Source organism: Pseudomonas sp. SORGH_AS_0211 (assembly GCF_031453455.1).
GTDB lineage: Bacteria > Pseudomonadota > Gammaproteobacteria > Pseudomonadales > Pseudomonadaceae > Chryseomonas > Chryseomonas aestiva.
In genome coordinates this window covers 4,589,927-4,609,443 of sequence record NZ_JAVIZV010000001.1, presented here as the reverse complement: position 1 = coordinate 4,609,443, position 19,517 = coordinate 4,589,927, and the positions used below count along the sequence as shown (strand labels likewise).

General features: G+C 66.5%; 15 protein-coding genes and 3 pseudogenes. 9 read left to right on the top strand and 9 right to left on the bottom strand.

The window, feature by feature from the left end:
• Positions 1 to 74: 74 nt before the first annotated feature.
• Entirely contained in the window at positions 75 to 1,475 is a 1,401-nt protein-coding gene (locus QE393_RS21295; protein WP_133862027.1) for a sugar porter family MFS transporter, read from the bottom strand.
• Between the two features lie 201 nt (positions 1,476 to 1,676).
• A complete protein-coding gene (locus tag QE393_RS21290) occupies positions 1,677 to 2,660 on the bottom strand; it encodes a LysR family transcriptional regulator (protein ID WP_273805683.1) in 984 nt (327 codons plus the stop codon).
• 92 nt (positions 2,661 to 2,752) lie between these two features.
• On the opposite strand from QE393_RS21290, the gene QE393_RS21285 reads away from it, so the two are divergent.
• The 6 genes and pseudogenes from QE393_RS21285 to QE393_RS22705 form a co-directional block, all read left to right on the top strand.
• A complete protein-coding gene (locus QE393_RS21285) occupies positions 2,753 to 3,391 on the top strand; it encodes an alanyl-tRNA editing protein (protein ID WP_310045495.1) in 639 nt (212 codons plus the stop codon).
• A gap of 35 nt (positions 3,392 to 3,426) precedes the next feature.
• Positions 3,427 to 4,197 (top strand): 2OG-Fe(II) oxygenase, encoded by a 771-nt coding sequence (locus QE393_RS21280; RefSeq protein ID WP_310045493.1) that lies wholly within the window; start codon positions 3,427 to 3,429, stop codon positions 4,195 to 4,197.
• A gap of 1 nt (position 4,198) precedes the next feature.
• Positions 4,199 to 4,840 (top strand): LysE family translocator, encoded by a 642-nt coding sequence (locus QE393_RS21275; RefSeq protein WP_158893854.1) that lies wholly within the window; start codon positions 4,199 to 4,201, stop codon positions 4,838 to 4,840.
• A 29-nt stretch (positions 4,841 to 4,869) separates the two neighbouring features.
• Positions 4,870 to 5,199, top strand: coding sequence for an Arc family DNA-binding protein (locus QE393_RS21270; protein ID WP_273805680.1), 330 nt, complete (start codon positions 4,870 to 4,872; stop codon positions 5,197 to 5,199).
• 100 nt (positions 5,200 to 5,299) lie between these two features.
• Positions 5,300 to 6,562, top strand: a pseudogene (locus QE393_RS22710) (methyl-accepting chemotaxis protein); the annotation flags it as partial.
• Between the two features lie 132 nt (positions 6,563 to 6,694).
• Positions 6,695 to 7,261 (top strand): annotated as a pseudogene (locus QE393_RS22705) (methyl-accepting chemotaxis protein); the annotation flags it as partial.
• Between the two features lie 39 nt (positions 7,262 to 7,300).
• Here the strand turns inward: QE393_RS22705 and QE393_RS21260 are convergent.
• On the bottom strand, positions 7,301 to 7,885 hold the full coding sequence (locus QE393_RS21260; RefSeq protein WP_310045488.1) for a flavin reductase family protein: 585 nt from the start codon (positions 7,883 to 7,885) through the stop codon (positions 7,301 to 7,303).
• 172 nt (positions 7,886 to 8,057) lie between these two features.
• Between QE393_RS21260 and QE393_RS21255 the strand changes: the two genes are divergently transcribed.
• Entirely contained in the window at positions 8,058 to 8,750 is a 693-nt protein-coding gene (locus QE393_RS21255) for a hypothetical protein (RefSeq protein ID WP_310045487.1), read from the top strand.
• Positions 8,751 to 8,809: 59 nt separating this feature from the next.
• Positions 8,810 to 10,822 (top strand): DNA helicase Rep, encoded by a 2,013-nt coding sequence (gene rep / locus QE393_RS21250; protein WP_273805676.1) that lies wholly within the window; start codon positions 8,810 to 8,812, stop codon positions 10,820 to 10,822.
• A 105-nt stretch (positions 10,823 to 10,927) separates the two neighbouring features.
• On the opposite strand, the gene QE393_RS21245 is transcribed toward rep, so the two are convergent.
• Positions 10,928 to 13,528, bottom strand: a complete 2,601-nt coding sequence (locus tag QE393_RS21245; protein WP_310045486.1) for a cellulase family glycosylhydrolase — start codon at positions 13,526 to 13,528, stop codon at positions 10,928 to 10,930.
• A gap of 284 nt (positions 13,529 to 13,812) precedes the next feature.
• Positions 13,813 to 14,790 (bottom strand): hypothetical protein, encoded by a 978-nt coding sequence (locus QE393_RS21240; protein ID WP_310045484.1) that lies wholly within the window; start codon positions 14,788 to 14,790, stop codon positions 13,813 to 13,815.
• A gap of 146 nt (positions 14,791 to 14,936) precedes the next feature.
• Between QE393_RS21240 and QE393_RS21235 the strand changes: the two genes are divergently transcribed.
• Positions 14,937 to 15,488, top strand: coding sequence for a DinB family protein (locus QE393_RS21235; RefSeq protein ID WP_310045482.1), 552 nt, complete (start codon positions 14,937 to 14,939; stop codon positions 15,486 to 15,488).
• Positions 15,489 to 15,835: 347 nt separating this feature from the next.
• On the opposite strand, the gene QE393_RS21230 is transcribed toward QE393_RS21235, so the two are convergent.
• From QE393_RS21230 to dadA, 4 genes and pseudogenes are all read right to left on the bottom strand, one after another.
• Positions 15,836 to 16,390 (bottom strand): cupin domain-containing protein, encoded by a 555-nt coding sequence (locus tag QE393_RS21230; RefSeq protein ID WP_310045480.1) that lies wholly within the window; start codon positions 16,388 to 16,390, stop codon positions 15,836 to 15,838.
• A 183-nt stretch (positions 16,391 to 16,573) separates the two neighbouring features.
• Positions 16,574 to 17,645 (bottom strand): annotated as a pseudogene (alr, locus tag QE393_RS21225) (alanine racemase).
• A gap of 92 nt (positions 17,646 to 17,737) precedes the next feature.
• Complete coding sequence (locus QE393_RS21220) at positions 17,738 to 18,094, bottom strand: RidA family protein (RefSeq protein ID WP_027597427.1); 357 nt, start codon at positions 18,092 to 18,094, stop codon at positions 17,738 to 17,740.
• Entirely contained in the window at positions 18,069 to 19,367 is a 1,299-nt protein-coding gene (dadA, locus tag QE393_RS21215; RefSeq protein WP_310045479.1) for a D-amino acid dehydrogenase, read from the bottom strand. Before dadA ends, QE393_RS21220 begins: the two co-directional genes overlap by 26 nt.
• Between the last annotated feature and the right edge of the window lie 150 nt (positions 19,368 to 19,517).

The window sequence follows — 19,517 nt, the reverse complement described above, 5'->3', positions numbered from 1 at the left end:
AGGACTCCGGCACAGGCGAACAGGAGCGGAGGTTACCTCCGCTCCTGTTGCGACCCTGGTACCGGAGCTCGCGTTCAGCCCTTCCGCTGATAGGGAAAGAAGCGCCGCTCGCGCAGGTCGTGCTCGATCTGCTCCAGGCTCTTGCCCTTGGTCTCCGGCACCAGGCGCCAGATGAACAGCAGCGCCACCAGGGAAATCCCGGCATAGAGCCAGAAGGTGTGGGCGGCGCCCAGCTTGGTCACCAGGCTCAGGGTGGTGAGGGTCACCAGCAGGTCGAAGCCCCAGTGGCTGAAGGCACCGACGCTGGCACCCTTGCCGCGCACGAACAGCGGATAGACCTCGGCGTTGATCAGCCAGATGCAGACACCGAAACCGCCGCAGTTGAGCATCAGGTAGGCGGCCAGGCAGGCCACCACCGTCCAGCGCTCCACGTCGGTCTGGGGACCGGCGCCCTGGAACAGGTAGCCCATGATCGCCAGGGCGACGATGGAGCCGGGAATCAGCGTCAGCAGATAGCGGCGGCGACCGATGCGATCCACCAGGAAGCTGCCGACCACGGTCATGATCACCACCAGGATGGTGCTGCAGCCGGTGGCCAGCACCGCGGTCTGGTCGGAGAAGCCGGCCTGGGTGAGGATGGTCGGTGCATAGTAGATCAGCGCATTGTTGCCGGTGATCTGCGAGAACATGGCGATGCCGGCGCCCACCAGCAGGGCCGGACGCACCCAGGGCGAGAACAGATCGCTCCAGTTGCCTTCCGGCGCGTTGCTCACGGTCTTGATCTCGGCCAGTTCGGCCTCGGCCGCGGCCTTGCCACCGCGGACCCGCTCCAGCACCGCCAGGGCGTCAGCCTCGCGGCCCTTGACCAGCAGCCAGCGCGGACTTTCCGGCAGCACCGTCATGCCCGCCAGCAGGATCAGCGCCGGCACCAGGCCGAGGCCGAACATCCAGCGCCAGTGCTCGTCCAGGGCGAAGCCGGTGAAGTAGGCCACGGTGATGCCGAACACCACCATGAACTGGAACAGCACCACCAGCTTGCCGCGGTGCTCCGGCGGCGCTACCTCGGCGATGTACACCGGAATGATCTGGGTGGAGCTGCCGGCCGACAGGCCGAGCAGGAATCGCGACAGGATCAGCAGGGTGACGTTGGGCGACAGTGCCGAAAGCACCGAGCCCAGGGCGAACACCAGGGCCACGCCGATGATGGTCTTGCGACGGCCGAGGCGGTCGGAGATCGGGCCGGTACCGAGGCAGCCGAACAGGGCGCCAAAGATGATGGCGCCGGTCACCAGCTGCTTGACGGTGTCGTCCATGGCGAATTCGCGGCCGAGGCCGAGCAGGGCGACGCCGATGATGCCGGTGTCGTAGCCGAACAGCAGGCCGCCGAGGGCGGCGATCACGGCGATGAGCACGACCAGCCCCTTGCGCGGGGTGGCCGCCACGGGTGCGGCGAGCGAGGGTGATGAAGCGAGCATGGGGAAATCCTTTCTTGTTTTGCCAGGGCAAGGATCGCGGTGGCAACCCGATCCACCCGCGCAGGCGGGCCGTGGGGGAGCATGGCCCAGAGAAAAGCGCGATGCGGCAGGCAGAGAAACGTTAGGTGAATCGTTTCACCTAATACCGCCAGTTGTAACAGGACTTGTGAAAAGCATCACGAAAGACGGATCGGATGTGGCCTAGCTGCCGATGGTCAATTCCTGGAAGCGCTGCTCGGGCAGCGCGGCGGCACCCTGGCCGGGGCGCAGCGCCTGGTCGCCCAGGCGCTCGACCAGAAAGTCGATGAACACCTTGAGCTTGGGCGGCAGGTGACGGGTCGCCGGATAGAGCAGCCAGGCGCCGCCATGGTAGTGCGGCAGAAAGGACCACTCCGGCAGCACCTGGACGATCTCGCCTCGGGCCAGGGCCGCCTGGGCGGTGAACAGCGGCAGGCTGCCGATGCCGATGTGGTTGAGCACCGCGTCCAGGCGCACCCCGGTGTGGTTGGCGGCATAGCGCCCGCGCACATTGACGTGGACCACCTTGGCGCCCTGGCGGAATTTCCAGCGTGAATCGGCCGGCTCTTCCGCCAGGTAGATGCAGCTGTGCCCGGCCAGATCGCGGGGATGGGCGGGCCGACCGTGCTCGGCCAGATACTGCGGCGTGGCGCAGAGCAGGTGCTCGATGGTCAGCAACTGGCGGCCCACCAGTCCGGGCGGTGGCCGGTCGGTGATGCGGATGGCCAGGTCGACGTTCTCGTCGATCAGATCGACATAGCGGTCCTCCAGCAGCAACTGCACGTCCACCGCCGGGTAGCGCCGCAGGAAGTCGGCCATGTGCGGATGGATCACCGTGCTGCCCACCGCCTTGGGTACCGACAGCCGGACGATGCCGGCCGGCGCCTGGTTGAACTGGCCACTGACCTCCAGCACCGCCCGCGCGGCGCCGACCATGTCGCTGCAGCGCCGAAAAACCTCCTCCCCAGCCTCCGACAGCCGCAGCTTGCGCGTACTGCGATTGAGCAGGCGCGTGCCCAGGGCCTTCTCCAGGCGTGCCACGCTGCGACTGGTGGAAGACGGGGTCAGACCGAGCTGACGGGCCGCCGCAGAGAAGCTGCCGCTCTCCACCACCCGCACGAAAATGGCCATCTCGCTGAGCAGCGGCAGGGGAAGATTTATGCTCACAGCGCAAAATTCCTTTGGAGAGAGGGTGGATTATCACCCTTGCGTGCGCTCTTTAGAATGAGGATGTTTCTCGTTTTCTAGGTAGTAGACGTATGACCGAGCGCCTGTATTTTCTGAGCGACAGCCTGATCGCCGAGGTCGAGGTCCACGCCTGTAGCGCCGCCGAGGACGGTTATGTCGTCGAATTGCTGGCCACGCCCTTCCATCCCCAGGGCGGCGGGCAGCCCAGCGACACCGGCTGGATCGGCACCGCCGAGGTGACCCGGGTGGTCCAGGACGGCGACCGCATCCTGCACCACACCACCCGCCCCCTGTCGCCCGGCCGCGTGCTGGCCCGGGTCGACGAAGACCGGCGCCAGCTGCATTCGCGGCTGCATTCGGCCGGGCACCTGCTCGGCCACATCGGCGAGAGCCATGGCTGGAAGCCGGTCAAGGCCCATCACTGGCCGGGTGAAGGCCGCATCGAATTCATCCCGGGCGAGGCGTCGCAACCGCTGAACAGCGAAGTCCTGCAGGCGCACTTCGACGCCCTGGTGGCAGAAGACCTGCCGCTGCACGTCGAGGTGCAGGCCGATGGCCAGCGCCAGGTGCGCTTTGGCGAGGACGTGGCGCGCTATGCCTGCGGCGGCACCCACGTGCGCTCGCTGCGCGCGGTAGGCGCCCTGAGCGCCCTGGGCGTCAAGGAAAAGAAGGGACGCCTGCTGGTGAGCTACGACATGGCTGGCGCCTGATCAACCGCTCACCTCACCCGCAGAAAGGAAGCGCCATGCTGCTCGAACTCGACGCTCTCGACACCGAGAGCCTGCTCCGCCTCACCGAAGAACGCCTGCTGGCGGTGCGGGTGCGCCGCTTCGTGCCGCGCCCGCTGGCCGACGACCTCGGCCAGCAGATCCTCGGCAACGGCTTCGCCACCTACACCAACGCCCCCAGTATCGGCCGCATCGGCATGGCCTTCTACGAGGCGGAACACCAGCGCGCGCAGATGGACGACTATTTCGCCAGCGTCGCCGGCAACCTGGAAGAATTGCGCCGGCGCTGCCGCCCCTATCTCAATCCCATCGACCTGGTGCGCTGCACCCTCGACGAGGTCTGGCCCGCCGGCGCCCGCCTGCAGACCCTCTGGGGCCGCAAGATGTACGTCGGCCTGTCGCGGGTGGTGAAGCCGGGGGTGCGCTTTCTCGCCCACCACGACATCTTCGCCAAGGACGCGCCGGGCAGCGAGGAAGCCGAAAGCCTGGTCACCCAGCTGGCCTGCAACGTCTACCTGACCATGCCCAGCCTGGGTGGCGAACTGCAGCTCTGGTCACGCGAGCTGTCGCCGGCGGCCTTCGACGCCCTGCGCGGCGACAGCTACGGCATCGAGCCCGACCGGCTCGGCCCGCCCTGCCTGACCATCCGCCCCGAACCGGGCGACCTGATTCTCTTCAATTCCCGCCGCATGCACGCCGTGACGCCCGGCAACGACCAGCCACGGCTGTCGCTGTCGTGCTTCGTGGGCTATCGCGGGGCGGCCGAACCCCTCACGTACTGGAGCTGACATGTCCCCCTACCTGAGCGAATTCCTCGCCCTGGCGACCATCCACTTCCTCGCCGTGCTGGCGCCCGGTCCGGATTTCGCCGTGACCGTGCGGCAGAGCGTGAGATACGGGCGCCTGATCGGCCTGTGCACCGCCCTGGGCATCGGCGCCGGGATCTCGGTCCACGTGCTCTACACCCTGCTCGGCATCGGCGCCCTGATGCACGCCACGCCCTGGCTGCTGGGGGTCGCCAAGGTGGTCGGCGGCGCCTACATCCTCTGGCTGGGCTTCAACCTGATCCGCAGCAAGCCCACCGCCGCGCCGCTGGACGACAGCCAATGGCAGCAGGCCGACCTGCAGCGGCAGTCGCCCGGCAAGGCCTTCCTCACCGGCTTCCTGACCAACGCCACCAATCCCAAGGCCACCCTGTTCTTCCTGGCCATCTTCACCACCGTGGTCAGCGGCAGCACGCCGCTGACCGTCCAGGGCCTCTATGGCCTGTGGATGTGCGCGGTCAACGCCGGCTGGTTCGCCCTGGTCAGCCTGCTGTTTTCCAGTCCGCGCGTTCGCCAGACCTTCCTGCGCCTGGGCCACTGGTTCGAGAGAACCATGGGCCTGGTGCTGGTTTTCTTCGCCGGTCGACTGCTGTTGTCGGCGCTTTGACGTCAGTCCATTCGTATTGGAGGTCCTCCATGCCCTACGTCCACCGCGCTCCCGCCGGTATTCCCACGGAAAAGTTCGTCGTCCGCCTGCCCGACGGGATGCGTGAACGCATCGCCGCCGTGGCCCGTTCCCATCGGCACAGCATGAACACCGAGATCGTCGCCTGGCTGGAACGCAGCCTGGTACAGGACGGCGTGCTGGAGCAGCAACATGTCGAAGCGGACGACGAGCTGCTCAATGCCAGCGAGCAACTGCTGCTGCAGCGCTTTCGCCAGCTCAACGAGCGTCAGCAGAATGCGCTGATCTCGGTGCTGGAGCTGGAGTTGCCCGTTCCCGTGCACAACCGCGAAACCGCCTGAAGCCATCCGGCAGCACCGCGGACGGCGCCCGCCGTCCGCGGCGGGGCCGCGATCCAGGCGGCCCTGACGTGCGGCTTTCAAGTATCGATCGGGACGGCCGATGAAGGGGGTCTTCGTACTCTCTTCCGGAATTCCCATGTCTGTATCCAAAGCCTCCTGGCTGAGCAATCTCGGCATTTCCAAGAAGCTGGCGCTGGGCTTCGGTGCCTTGCTGGTCATGGTGACGGTGGTGGCGCTGTTCGGCTATTTCACCGCCAACACCCTGCTCGAGCGTATCAACAAGACGCGCTACAGCGGTCAGCTCAAGGCCGACGTGCTCGACGTCAGGATCGACGAAAAGGCCTATCTGCTCGATCCCAGCGCCGCCAACGGCACCCGGCAACAGGCCACCCTGGCCAGGGTGACGGCAGACATCGGCAAGGGCCTCACCCTGCTGACCAACCCGGCCAACGTCGCCATCCTGGGCAGCATCCAGCAGGAGATGAAGACCTATCAGGAGCGCTTCGCTGCCCTGCAACAGGCCAACCAGACCAGCGCCGATGCGCAAAAGGAACTGACCCGGGTCTCCGATACCGTTACCGAGACCCTCGACCAGCTGTTCGAATTGGTCTTTGCTCCGGGTGGCAGCTACAGCACCGCCGACCTCAAGGCCATGGCCGAGATGAAGGCGCAGATGGTCGGGGTGCGCCTGGCCATCCGCCGCTTCCTCGGCACCCCCGATGACAGCAAGTCCCAGGCGACCCTCAAGGTCATCGACGAGCTGCTCAAGACCCTGGCCAGCGCCCAGAAGCAGATCGACGGCGACACCGCCGCGCGCCTCTACAGCGCCACCCAGGACGTGACCCGCTATCGCGCCTTCTTCGAATCCATCGTCGCCCAGAATCGCCAGGCCCAGGCCGCCGTTGCCAGCCTCCAGGAGCAGGGCAACAAGCTGGTGCAGCTGCTGGACCAGCTGGGCGAAGGCCAGCTCAAGTCCGCCGCGGCCGAGCGCCAGGCCGCCCTGCTCAAGCTGCTGCTGAGCAGCCTGATCGCCCTGCTGATCGGCATCGCCGCCGCCTGGCTGATCACCCGCCAGATCACCCAGCCGCTGGCGACCGCCATGGCCATGCTCAAGCGCGTCGCCGCTGGCGATCTCACCCAGCGCAGCGAGATCAATCGGCGTGACGAGCTGGGCGAACTGCAACGCACCACCCAGGCCATGGCCGATGACCTGCGCCAGCTGGTCGGTGGCATCGCCAGCGGCGTGGGACAGCTCAGCAGCGCGGCCGACGAACTCTCGGCCTTTGGCGTCCAGACCAGCCGCGGCGCCACCCAGCAGCGCGACGAGATGCATCAGGTGGCCACCGCCATGAATGAGATGGCGGCCACGGTGCACAACGTCGCGCAAAACACCGCCAACGCCTCCAGCGCCGCGCAGAACGCCGATAGCATGGCCCGCGAAGGCAGTCGCACGGTCAAGCGCGCGGCCCAGGAAATCACCCTGGCCGCCGAAGAGGTGCAGGGCCTGGGCGCTGCCATGGAGCGCCTGGACACCGCCAGCGGTCGCATCGGCAGCGTCATCGACGTGATCAAGGCGATCGCCGAGCAGACCAACCTGCTGGCGCTCAACGCCGCGATCGAAGCCGCTCGCGCCGGCGAACAGGGCCGCGGCTTTGCCGTGGTGGCCGACGAGGTCCGCTCCCTGGCCCAGCGGACCCAGGAGTCCACCCAGGAAATCGGCGAACTCATCGCCACCCTGCAGCAGGGCACCACCGAGGCCAGCGCGCGGATGCAGGCCAGTCGCGACCGTACCCTGGGCACCGTGACCCTGGCCCAGGACGCCGAGCGCGCCCTGGAGGTCATCTACCAGGCGGTAGCGGAGATCCAGGGTCTCAACCAGCAGATCGCCACCGCGGTGGAGGAGCAGAGCCTGGTGGCCGAGGAAATCAACGGCAACGTGGTCAAGGTCAGCGGCCTGGCCGAGGAATCGGCCACTGCCAACGCCCACGCCGCGGCATCGGTCAACGAACTGGCCCGCCTGGGCGGCGATCTGCAGCAGATGGTCGCGCGCTTCCGCGTCTGACCCCGGCCGCGCCGGCGCCAGGCACTGGCGTCGGCGGTCTCAGGCTTTCGGCTTCAGCATCTGCCCCTGGATACCGTCGCCGATCACCAGGAAGTGACCGCCGGCGACGTGGTGCAGGGTGCGCAGGCCATCCTGGCCGCGAAAATCCCAGCGGCCTTCGCGAAACACCCGGGTATCGGCCCGGGCGGCGAGTACCTCACCGAGAAACAGGTCGTAGCCTTGCTGGTTGTGCGCCTCGGGCAGCAAGCGGCATTCCAGCCAGGCCACGCAGTCGGCGATCAGCGGCGCGCCGACCTGTTCGCCGGCCAGCGTCTCGATGCCGTAGGCGGCGAACTTGTCCAGCTCGCGACCGCTGGTATTGCCTACTGTCTGCACCAGATCCACCTGGTCGGCGCAGGGCACGCTGAGCACGAAGCTGCCCTCGGCTGCCAGCAGTTCGCGGGTCCAGGTCTGCTTGTCGAGCACCACCGCCACCTTGCCCGGCTCGAAATCCACCGCCATGGCCCAGGCTGCGGCCATGACGTTGCGCCGGCCGGCGTGGGCGGCGCTGACCAGCACCGTGGGACCGTGGTTGAGCAGGCGATAGGCCTTGGCCAGGGGGACGGCGGCAAGGGTCGAATTCATGGATGGACTCCCGCGGGAAAAGCCCAGGTTAACGCAGCCCTTGCCGTTCGGCGCCGCGAGGGTGAAAAATTGCCGCTTTGCGCCGCGCTCGCCAAACGCCGGGGGACATCAGGGGTCTATCGCCCACTCCCGGTATGGGACCGACAAGAAACCTGCGTTAAGGATGACCTCTATGCCCACTCGCCTGGCTCGCTCCGTCCTGCTGTTCTGCGCCTGCTGTCTTGGTCTGCCGCTGGCCCAGGCACAGACCGCCAGCCCATCGCACGCGACTTCCGCTACCCAGCCACTCCTCTCCAGCTCCATCAACGACTTCAGCAACGAAGACTGGGATCGTGGCGTCCTGCGCCGGGTGGCCGGCGTGACTATTCCGGCGACCCCGGCCAACGTCGAGGGCTTCATCAGCGGACGGCAGGTCCAGCTGGGCGACGGTGAGTGGCGCGCCATCACCGAGGTCCAGCGGGTCGGCGACAACCTGGCCGTGTTCATCGAGGGCAAGCCGCTGGATGCCGAGGCCGTGGGTTATCCCCGGCGCCTGGCGGTGGACGACGCCCCCGGTACCGGGCGCCATCTGCAGCGCCTGCCGGGGCGCTTCAACACCCCGATCAACGATTTCACCAACCAGGACTGGCTCAAGGGCATCTACCGCAAGGCCGCCGGCATTTCCATCCCGGTCACCGAGCGCAATCGCGAGGAATTCAAGCCGGGCGCCATCGTCCGCCTGGCCGACGGCCAGGACTATGCCGTCACCCACGTCAGCGAATTCGGCCGCAGCATGGGGGTGTTCCTCGACAGCCCGGTGCTGCCCGGCGAGAAGTACGGCTATCCGCGCCAGCTGACCTTCGTCGCGCCACCGCCCAAGCCCTGAGACCAGGGCTGACCGGCGCTGGTAGAATCCCCCGCCCAGCGTCGTCACCCCGGTCCGCCATGTCCAAGCTCAATCCCCGCCAGGCCGAAGCCGTGGCCTACATCAGCGGTCCCCTGCTGGTGCTGGCCGGTGCCGGCTCCGGCAAGACCAGCGTCATCACCCGCAAGATCGCCTACCTGGTGCAGCAGTGCGGCGTCCGCGCCCAGTACATCTGCGCCGTGACCTTTACCAACAAGGCGGCGCGCGAGATGAAGGCGCGGGTGGCCAGCCTGCTGAAAGCCGGCGAGGGCCGTGGCCTGACCGTCTCGACCTTCCACAACCTCGGGCTGAACATCATCCGCCGCGAGTACGTGCACCTGGGCTACAAGCCGGGCTTCTCGATCTTCGACGAGGGCGACATCAAGGCGCTGCTCACCGACATCATGCAGAAGGAATACCAGGGCGACGACGGCCTGGACGAGATCAAGAACTACATCGGCAACTGGAAGAACGACCTCATCCTGCCGGAAGAAGCCCTGGAAAAGGCGCGCACGCCCAAGGAGCAGACCGCCGCGGTGGTCTACCTGCACTACCAGCGCACCCTCAAGGCCTACAACGCGGTCGACTTCGACGACCTCATCCTGATGCCGGTCAAGTTGTTCCAGGAGCATCCCGAGGTGCTGGAGCGCTGGCGCAATCGCATCCGCTATATGCTGGTGGACGAATACCAGGACACCAACACCAGCCAGTACCTGCTGGTGAAGATGCTGGTGCAGGAGCGCGCCCAGTTCACCGTGGTGGGCGACGACGATCAGTCGATCTACGCCTGGCGCGGCGCGCGACCGGAAAACCTGATGCAGCTCAAGGACGACTTTCCCTCGCTCAAGGTGGTGATGCTGGAGCAGAACTACCGCTCCACCAGTCGCATCCTCAAGTGCGCCAACGTGCTCATCGCCAACAACCCCCACGTGTTCGAGAAGCAGCTGTGGAGCGAGATGGGCCACGGCGATCCAATCCGGGTATTGCGCTGCAAGAACGAGGATGGCGAGGCCGAGCGCATCGCCCTGGAGATCCTCACGCTGCACCTCAAGACCCAGCGGCCCTACGCGGATTTCGCCATCCTCTATCGCGGCAACCACCAGGCCAAGCTGATGGAGCTCAAGCTCCAGCACCACCAGATTCCCTACCGGCTCTCCGGCGGCACCAGCTTCTTCGCCCGCCAGGAGGTCAAGGACGTGATGTCCTACCTGCGCCTGCTGGTGAATCCGGACGACGACAACGCCTTCCTGCGGGTCATCAACGTGCCGCGCCGGGAGATCGGCTCCACCACCCTGGAAAAGCTCGGCAACTATGCCGGCAGCCGGGATCGCTCGATGTACGCCGCCGCCGACGAGATCGGCCTGGGCGAGCACCTGGACGCCCGCTTCACCGAACGCCTGTCGCGCTTCAAGCGCTGGATGGACGGCGTCCGCAAGAACTGCGCGGGCGAGGATCCCATCGGCGCCCTGCGCAGCATGGTGATGGATATCGACTACGAGAACTGGATCCGCCAGAACGCCAGCTCCGACAAGGTCGCCGACTTCCGCATGGGCAACGTCTGGTTCCTCCTGGATGCCTTGAAGAACATCCTGGAAAAAGATGAAGACGGCCAGATGACCATCGAGGACGCCATCGCCAAGCTGGTCCTGCGCGACATGCTCGAACGCCAGCAGGAAGAAGAGGAAGGCGCCGACGGGGTGCAGATGATGACCCTGCACGCCTCCAAGGGCCTGGAATTCCCCTATGTGTTCATCATGGGCATGGAAGAGGAAATCCTGCCGCACCGCTCCAGCATCGAGGCCGACACCATCGAGGAGGAGCGCCGCCTGGCCTACGTGGGCATCACCCGCGCGCGCCAGACCCTGGCCTTCACCTACGCCACCCGGCGCAAGCAGTACGGCGAGCTGATCGACTGCACCCCCAGTCGCTTCCTCGACGAACTGCCACCCGAGGACCTGCAGTGGGAAGGCCTGGAAGAAGCGCCCCAGGAACAGAAGGCCGCCCGCGGCAACGACGCCCTGGCGGCGATGCGGGCGATGCTCAAGCGGGGTTGAGGATTTCTTCCGGCAATGACCCTCACCCACTGCCGCTCCCCCAAAACGACACCGCCCCCGCTACCGGTCAGGCAGCGGGGGCGGTGGTCTGGCCGCGCCGGGGACTTACTTGGCGAAGCTGGTCACCATGTCGAAGATCGGCTTGGGACGCTTGAGGTCATACATCATCCCGAAGTGGCGCTCGTGGACCACCGAGAGGGTCGGCTCGTCGAGCAGTTCGTAGACGTTGATCTCCGCCACCACGTCCCTGTAGCTGGTGTTGAGCACCGTGAGCATCTGCTTGACGCTGTCGTAGCAGGCCCGATCGCCGTCGCGGCCGCCGTCGGTGTTGCCCTGGTAGACGTTGCCGCAGTTCATCTCGTTGAAGAACACCTTGGTCTTGTATTTGTTGGCCATGGCGCGTATCTGGCCCAGGTACATGTCCATCCAGTAGCCCTTGTCGTCGACATAGGGGTAGTAGTGGAAGCTGATGTAGTCGAAGTTGAAGCCCGACGCCTTGGCCTGGTCGAGGAACCACATGGCCCCATTGCGATCACCCGGGCAACGTGAGGTGGTGGTGCGATCATCCGAGTTGCACGCCATCACGTTGATGGTGGTCTTGAGGTTGGCGCCCAGCTCGTCCGAGGCCTGCTTGATGCCGCGATAGATCCCGACCAGGGTGTTGATGCGATCCTGCGCACCCGCCTTGGCGTAGTCCTGCTCGTTGCCGATCTCCCAGATCTTGATGTCGTTGGCGTACCGCTTGGCCAGGGTGTAGGCCTGCGCCTGGGTCAGCTTGTGGGTGATCACCGGCCGCAGGGTGATGTTGTACTTGCGCGCCAGGGACACCAGCCGATCCAGCTCGGGCAGGTTGGTCACCAGATACTCACCGGAGCGATAGGTGCGCAGATTGCGCGCCGCCAGTAGCTGCAGGCGGGCCTCCATCTCGGCAGGCGGATAGGCGGCGCTGTTGTCGTGGCCGACCACCCCCAGGGGGATGTTCTTGTAGCCGGTCAGCGGTGCCGAGGAGACGCTGCCACTGGCGACCGGCAGGACCACATTCTGCACCGGTTGCACGCTGGCCGCGGGGGTCGGCGTGGTCGTGGTGGCGCCCTGGGCCAGAGCGGTGTTCACCTTCTTATCGAAGGCGGTCTTGTCGTCGCCCGCGGCACCACGCATGACCTCCAGCGGCAGGTTGGCGCGCGAGGTGACGCCATTGGCCAGGCGACTGGTCCAGTAAGCGCTGCCGCTGCTGTCGGCGCTGCGGCCATAGAGGTTCTGGTAGACCTGGTTGACCAGGGCCGCACCGCTCAGCGAGCCATAGAGGGCGGTCGATTCGCTGTTGCCGGCGAAGTTGGCCGCCAGCTGCTCGACGCTCATGTCGCCAGCCAGGCGCGAGGCCCAATAGTTGAGACCGCCGGCATCGGCTGCCCGGCCGTAGTAGGCCAGGTAGAGCTGCTCGACGGTGGTCAGCTTGGACGAGGTCGCGGCATTGGCGGTGGTGCCAGTGACGGCGCCAGCCATGGGCGTGCCGCCCGCGGTGGCACCCGTGGTGCTGGTACCCGTGGCCGGTGCGGCGCCGGTGGTGGTGCCGGTGGTCGCTCCGGTCGTGCCAGTGGCCCCGGTCCCGCCGGTGGTGCCCGCGGTCGCACCGCTGGTGGCGGTCTCGGTCTTGAGCGGCGTGGCGGCCGTCGGGGTCACCTGCGGGCCGATGCCGGCGCAGCTGTCCTTGTCCAGGTATTTGGCCAGCACCGCCCACTGCGGACGCTCCTTGCCATTGATCGGCTCGACCGCCTGGTTGTAGGTGCCCCAGCCCGGGCCGGCGGCCCAGTAGGTGGCCGGAATGCAGTTCTGCTTCAGATAGGCCAGCATGCCGTCGAGAATGGGCAACCAGCGCGCATCCGTGTCAGGTACGCCGAAGCCGCCGATGAAGCCGCGCTTGTTGTTGGCCTTGAGCCAGGTGACGAAGGGCTTGAGGCGCTCGACGCCATAGCTGGGCGAGAGGGTCGCCACGTTCAGGCTGGTGTCGAAGAAGGCCTGGGCCATGAAGATCAGGTTGTTGGCCGGGTCGTTGAGCTTGAGCAGCGTATCGTTCCACTGCGGCCAGCGGGTGGTGTCGGCCCAGCCGTTGCCTTCGATGAAGATCGGATGGGTCGAATCGACCGCGCGCACGCCATTGATGCCGTACTGGGCGGCGGTCGGCCAGTTGCTCACGGCGTCGTGGGGCTCGTTCATGATGTCGTAGCCATAGAGCGCCGCATGGGTGCCCCAGCGCTGAGCGACGCGGGTCATGAGATTCTGGAAGGCTTCGTAGGGGACTTCGCCCGCGCCGATGACCTTGCCCTGGTAGCGGGCGTAGTTGTGCAGATCGAGAATGACCTTGACGCCGTACTTCTGGGCGTAGCCCAGGGTGCGATCGACCAGGCCGGCGTAGGTGGGATCGAAATTGACCCCCATGGACGGTTGCAGGCGCTCCCAGAGAATGGGGAAGCGCACCAGCTTCACGCCCTTGGCGCTCCACTGCTGGAAATGGCTCTCGGCCGGGAAGATGAAGTTGCGGTCGTTGACACCGGGCAGTACCTGGGCGGCGAAGGTGGCGCCGGAGAAGTTGAGACCGACCAGGTCAACGGCCTGGGCGGAGGTGGCAAGCGAAGCGGTGGCGAACAGGGCAGGCAACAGCAGCGCCTGACGCGGCAGGCGGCGGGAGATGGAGCTAAGGATTGTCATCAAGAAGGAACCAGATAGGCCGAGGTGCGCGATTCGATCCGTGCATCCCACCTCGGTACAGCAGGAAAACTGCCGGGGAAGATCGTTTCCCTAGCACCTGCAAAGCCTAGTGCAAGCGCTAGACCAATAAGAACCCGTGCCATCACGAAGCAGGGGTAAACGCAGCGTTTTGCCAGATGTACGGTGCCGATGATGGCACTTTGTATACCGTTCGTCGGTGACCACTCGGTCACCCAAGAGACCTGTTCTCGCAGTGAAGTCAGGTTCGTCCGCTTTCTGGCGGCTCAGGGCTTGCCGGCATAGCGGCGGATCAGTTCCATGACCGGTTTTGGGCGGTCCAGGTCGTACATCAGCCCGAAGTGACGCTCATGGGCAATCGGATGAGTCGGCTCGTCGAGCAATTCGTAGACGTTGATCTCGCGGACGATGTCGCGATAGCGCCCATTGAGCTCGGAAAGGATGGCTTCGAGGCTGTCATGGCAGCCTCGATCCCCCGGTCGACCGCCATCGGTGGCGCCCTGGTAGATCTCGCCGCAGTTGACCTCGTTGAAGAAGATCCGCGTCCGGTACTTTTCCGCCATGGCGCGCATCTGCCCCAGGTAGAGATCCATCCAGCGGCCGCGATCGTGGTAGTGCGGGTAATAGTGGAAGCTGATGTAGTCGAACGCGAAGCCGGCGGCCCGGGCCTGATCGAGAAACCACATGGACCCCAGGCGATCGCCCGGACAACGGGCCTTGGCGCCCCGATCGTCGGGGTTGCAGGACATCACGTTGATGGTGGTCTCGAGGCCGGCGTTCAGCTCGTCGGAGGCGCGGCGGATACCGCGATAGATGTCCACCAGGCGACTGATGCGGATGCCGGCGCCGACCCGCGAATAGTCCTGCTCGTTGCCGATCTCCCAGACCTTGATGTCCTTGGCGTAGCGCTTGGCCAGGGCATAGGCCTGGGCCTGGGTCAGTTGCTGGGTGATCACCGGTCGCAGGGTGATGCGGTACTGGCGGGCCAGGGCGACCAGGCGATCCAGGCGTGGCAGATCCAGCAGCAGGAATTCACCCGAGCGATAGCTGCGCAGGTTGTAGCGATCGAGCAGCTGCAGGCGCCTTTCCATCTGCGCATCGGGATAGGCGGCGTTGTTGTCGTGGCCGACCACGCCCAGGGGGATGTAGGGCAGGTCGGGCAGGGAGATGGATTCGGCGGCCCCGACCGGGGCACCCAGGCACAGGGCGACGACCAGGCCTAACCAGGGCGAAATTCTAGGCATCGGGCGCATCCTTGCAGATAAAGAGCAGAGCGGCGGAGCATGGCAAAGTGCCGGCAGCGGCTCAATGCCAAGGCTGCCCAGGCTGCGACCTCCGCCACATCGCCGCAGGTTACAGTAGGTGTCCGCGCCTTGCCGAGGACCTGTCCATGACCACCACCCTGCTGCTGGCCCAGGCCTGCAACAATCGCTGGTCGAACCACCGCCTGCTGGCGGCCTGCGCCCTGTTGCCGGTCGCCGCCCTGCGGGCGAACCGACCCGCCGCCTTCTTCGGCTCGCTCTGGGCCCTGCTCGGCCATCTGCTCGATGTCGATCGCTTCTATCTCGATGCGCTGCACGACCAGCCCCGGCCCTACCAGGATACCGACTGGCCTGACCTGGCGGCGCTGCATGCGGCCCAGATCGCCAGTGACCAGCGCCTCGTCGCCCTGTGCCGCAGGCTCGGTCCGCAGCAACTGACCCAGCTCATCACCCTGCCCCGCGCCAGCGGCCCGGTACGGGAACAGCGACTGCGCACCCTGCAGCACCTCTTCGTGCACCAGCTGCACCACCGCGGCCAGGCCCACGCCCTGCTCCTGGCCAGCGGCGTGGCGCCACCGCAACTGGACGAATTCTTTCTCGCCCAGGACGAACCGCTCCGCCGGGCGGAGCTGGCGGCCTTGGGTATCGAGGAAGGGGAGTTGTGGGGGACTGACCCGTAGGTTGGGTTGAGCGCAGCGAAGCCCGACAGGCCTTGCCTCGGCGGGGCGGCAATGTTGGGCTTCGACGATGAAACTGTCTCAGCCCAACCTACGGACTCGAGCGCCCACTCGGACAACCCCCTCTCCTTTCGGGAGAGGGTTGGGGTGAGGGCCGCCCCGGGCACCGCCCTCAACGTGGAAAAGGCTACGCCTTTTTCCACCCTACACGGCCAGAGGAACTCGAGCGCCCACTCGGACAGCCCCCTCTCCCTCCGGGAGAGGGTTGGGGTGAGGGCGCCCCCGGCACCGGCTTCCAGGTGGAAAAGGCTGCGCCGTTTCCCCGCCTACAACCGCCATGCTGCGGGTGCTCAGAAATTCGCTGGCGTGGTCGCGCTGATCAGCCGGGCGGAGGCTTCGAAGGGATTGCGGAATCGATGCGGGCGGCTGCTCTCGAAGTAGTAGCTGTCGCCGGGTTCGAGGATGTGCACCTCGCCGCCCACGGTCAGCTCCAGGCGGCCTTCCACCACCAGGCCGGCCTCCTCGCCTTCATGGGCGTACATCTCTTCGCCGGTGTCGGCGCCGGGCGGATAGGTCTCGTCGAGAAAGGCCAGGGCGCGACTGGGATGGGCCCGACCGACCAGGCGCATGCGCACGGTATGGGCGCCACTGGCGATGTCGATGAGCTCATTGGCGCGATAGACCACCTGGGTCGGCGTGTCCTGCTCCAGATCCAGGGAAAAGAATTCCACCAGGGACATGGGAATCCCGGCCAGCACCTTTTTCAGCGAGCTGATGGAAGGACTGACGCTGTTCTTCTCGATCATCGAGATGGTGCTGTTGGTCACCCCGGCACGCTTGGCGAGTTCGCGCTGGGACAGGCCCTTGAGGGTACGGATGGTTTGCAGGCGGGCACCGACGTCCAAGGTGGGAAAGACTCCTCGAGCAGGCGGGTGAGACGTGGCCAGGCCACGCGCTGAAGGCGTGCCGCGGCACGGTGTTCAGCATCATGGCAACGCTGTTCGAGATTTACAACACCACGACGGACGTGCGCCCCCCGCAGGGGCGTTCGCCTGGCGGCGGCAGCGCCCGGAGGCCCTGTCCAGGGCCTAGTCGCGATAGCTGCGCGCCACCCGCTTGAGGTTGCACAGCAGCTGATAGGGAATGGTGTCGCAGCGTTCCGCCAGGTCCGCCACCGACACCTGGCGGCCCCAGAACTCCACCTCGCTGCCCACCCCGGCCTGGGGGTGATCGGTGAGGTCGACGGTGAGCATGTCCATGGATACCCGGCCAATCAGTTGGCCGGGACGGCCTTCGATGGCTACCGGCGTGCCGTTGGGCGCATGGCGCGGATAGCCGTCGGCATAGCCCAGGGCGACCACGCCGACCCGGGTCGGCCCGGCGGTGACGAAGCGCGCGCCATAGCCCACCGGCTCGCCGGCCGGCAGTTCGCGTACGGCGATCACCCGCGAGGTCAGGGTCATCACCGCTTGCAGTCGTTCGGCAGCGGCCTGGGCCGTGGCGAAGGGCGAGACGCCATAGAGCATCAGCCCGGGGCGCACCCAGTCACCGGCCGCCTGGGGCCAGCCCAGGGTCGCCGGCGAATTGCGCAGGCTGGTGGGGCCGGGCAGGCCCTCGGTGGCCGCGCGGAAGGTGGCGATCTGCGCCGCGGTGGCCGGGCTGTCCGGTTCGTCGGCGCGGGCGAAGTGGGTCAGCTTGACGATGCCGCTGACCTTGCCGCTGGCCAGCAGTCGCCCGTAGGCGGCGGCGTAGTCCTGGGGAAAGAAGCCGACCCGGTGCATGCCGGAATCCAGCTTCAGCCAGACCTGCAGGGGCCGCGCCAGGGTGGCCCGTTCCACCGCCTGGAGTTGCCAGTCGGCATGGATCACCGTCCAGAGATCGTGCTCGACGATCAGCGGCAATTCATCAACGCCGAAGAAGCCTTCCAGCAGCAGGATGGGCGCGCGGATGCCGGCCGGCGCGCAGCTCCAGCGCCTCCTCGATGCAGGCCACGGCAAAACCGTCAGCCTCCTTGGCCAGGGCGCTGGCCACCGCCACGGCGCCATGGCCATAGGCATCGGCCTTGATCACCGCCAGGGCGCGGGCATCGGAGAGTTCACGGGCCAGGCGATAGTTCTGGCGCAGGGCGGCGAGGTCGATGACGGCGCGGGCGGGACGCATGGGAGGTCTCGGCAAAGGAAGCGTGAGGGACAGGAGGGCTGGACGGCGCCCTCACCCCGGCCCTCTCCCGGGGGGAGAGGGGAACAGCGGTCTTACGCCTTGACGGCGGCGATGACGTTCATTTCCACCAGGATATCCGGCTTGGCCAGCTTGGCTTCGACGGTGGTGCGACCCGGGGTGGCACCCTGGGCGGCCCACTCGTCCCAGGCGCGGTTCATGCCCTCGAAGTGCAGGGCGATGTCGCGCAGGAAGATGGTCACCACCAGGATGTGCTGCTTGTCGCTGCCGGCCTCGGCGAGGAATTTGTCGACATTGGCCAGGGTCTCGCGGGTCTGCTGGTAGATGTCGCCGGAAAAGTCGTCGGCCAGCTGGCCGGCCAGGTAGACGGTGCCGTTGTGGATATTGATTTCGCTGAGGCGGCGATCAGTGTGCAGACGCTGTACGGGCATTGCGCGGGGACTCCTGGGTAGCGGAATAACGGGAGATGTCGAGACCCTCGGCGCTGATCTGCGGCTGCTTGCGGGCGATCAGATCGGCCAGCAGGCGACCGGAACCGCAGGCCATGGTCCAGCCCAGCGTCCCGTGCCCGGTATTGAGGAACAGGTTGCGATAGCGGGTGGCGCCGACGATGGGGGTCCCGTCCGGGGTGGCGGGCCGCAGACCGGTCCAGAAACTGGCCCGGGCGAGGTCGCCGCCGCGAGGATAGAGGTCCCCGGTGATCATTTCCAGGGTCGCGCGGCGGCGCGGGTCCAGGCTCAGGTCGAAGCCGCAAATCTCGGCCATGCCGCCGACACGGATACGGTCGTCGAAACGGGTGATGGCGACCTTGTAGGTCTCGTCGAGGATGGTCGAGGTCGGCGCCATGGCGGCATCGACGATGGGCACCGTCAGCGAATAGCCCTTGAGCGGATAGACCGGCGCGCGGATGCCCAGGGGCGCCAGCAGTTGCGGCGAATAGCTGCCCAGGGCCAGGACGTAGTGATCGGCGGTGAGCAGTTCGCCATCGACCTTGACGCCATCGATGCGATCGCCATTGGCGCTGAGTTGCTGGATCTCGGCGCCAAAGCGGAATTCCACGCCCAGGCGGCGGGCTTCCTCGGCCAGGCGATTGGTGAACAGGAAGCAGTCGCCGGTCTGGTCGTTGGGCAGGCGCAGGCCACCGGCCAGCTTGTGCTTGACCGCCGCCAGCGCCGGTTCGACCCGGGCCACGCCCTCGCGGTCGAGCAGTTCGAAGGGCACGCCGGAACGCTCCAGCACGGCGATGTCCTTGGCCGCGGCCTCCACTTGCTGCTGGGTGCGGAAGATCTGGGTGGTGCCCAGCTGGCGGCCTTCGTAGGCGATGCCGGTGTCCTGGCGCAGCTCGTCGAGGCAGTCGCGGCTGTATTCGGACAGCCGCACCATGCGCTCCTTGTTCACGGCGTAGCGGGCCGCGGTGCAGTTGCGCAGCATCTGCGCCATCCACAGGTACTGGCTGCTGTCGCCGGTCAGGCGGATGGCCAGGGGTGCGTGCTTCTGGAACAGCCACTTCAGCGCCTTGAGCGGTACGCCGGGCGCGGCCCAGGGCGAGGCATAGCCAGGCGAGACCTGACCGGCGTTGGCATGGCTGGTCTCCAGGGCGGGACCGGCCTGGCGATCGACCACGACCACCTCGAAACCCTGACGGGCCAGATAGTAGGCGCTGGTCGTGCCGATGACGCCGCTACCCAAAACCAGTACACGCATCGCTAGCTCCTGGCCGGTGAGAGGATTTCGCCGGCTTTCGTCGGAATGAAGGCAGATACGGCAAGTATAGAAAGCCGCTCGCAGTGCTAATCACTGAAGAATTGCCTATATTCGGAGTAATTTTCCGGTAAAGCCCCCTTTGGCAGAGAC

Coding starts and splice junctions, on each gene's coding strand:
- QE393_RS21295 (WP_133862027.1), bottom strand. CDS start 1,475: ATGCTCGCTTCATCACCCTCGCTCGCCGCACCCGTGGCGGCCACCCCG.
- QE393_RS21285 (WP_310045495.1), top strand. CDS start 2,753: ATGACCGAGCGCCTGTATTTTCTGAGCGACAGCCTGATCGCCGAGGTC.
- QE393_RS21280 (WP_310045493.1), top strand. CDS start 3,427: ATGCTGCTCGAACTCGACGCTCTCGACACCGAGAGCCTGCTCCGCCTC.
- QE393_RS21275 (WP_158893854.1), top strand. CDS start 4,199: ATGTCCCCCTACCTGAGCGAATTCCTCGCCCTGGCGACCATCCACTTC.
- QE393_RS21270 (WP_273805680.1), top strand. CDS start 4,870: ATGCCCTACGTCCACCGCGCTCCCGCCGGTATTCCCACGGAAAAGTTC.
- QE393_RS21260 (WP_310045488.1), bottom strand. CDS start 7,885: ATGAATTCGACCCTTGCCGCCGTCCCCCTGGCCAAGGCCTATCGCCTG.
- QE393_RS21255 (WP_310045487.1), top strand. CDS start 8,058: ATGCCCACTCGCCTGGCTCGCTCCGTCCTGCTGTTCTGCGCCTGCTGT.
- rep (WP_273805676.1), top strand. CDS start 8,810: ATGTCCAAGCTCAATCCCCGCCAGGCCGAAGCCGTGGCCTACATCAGC.
- QE393_RS21245 (WP_310045486.1), bottom strand. CDS start 13,528: ATGACAATCCTTAGCTCCATCTCCCGCCGCCTGCCGCGTCAGGCGCTG.
- QE393_RS21240 (WP_310045484.1), bottom strand. CDS start 14,790: ATGCCTAGAATTTCGCCCTGGTTAGGCCTGGTCGTCGCCCTGTGCCTG.
- QE393_RS21235 (WP_310045482.1), top strand. CDS start 14,937: ATGACCACCACCCTGCTGCTGGCCCAGGCCTGCAACAATCGCTGGTCG.
- QE393_RS21220 (WP_027597427.1), bottom strand. CDS start 18,094: ATGCCCGTACAGCGTCTGCACACTGATCGCCGCCTCAGCGAAATCAAT.
- dadA (WP_310045479.1), bottom strand. CDS start 19,367: ATGCGTGTACTGGTTTTGGGTAGCGGCGTCATCGGCACGACCAGCGCC.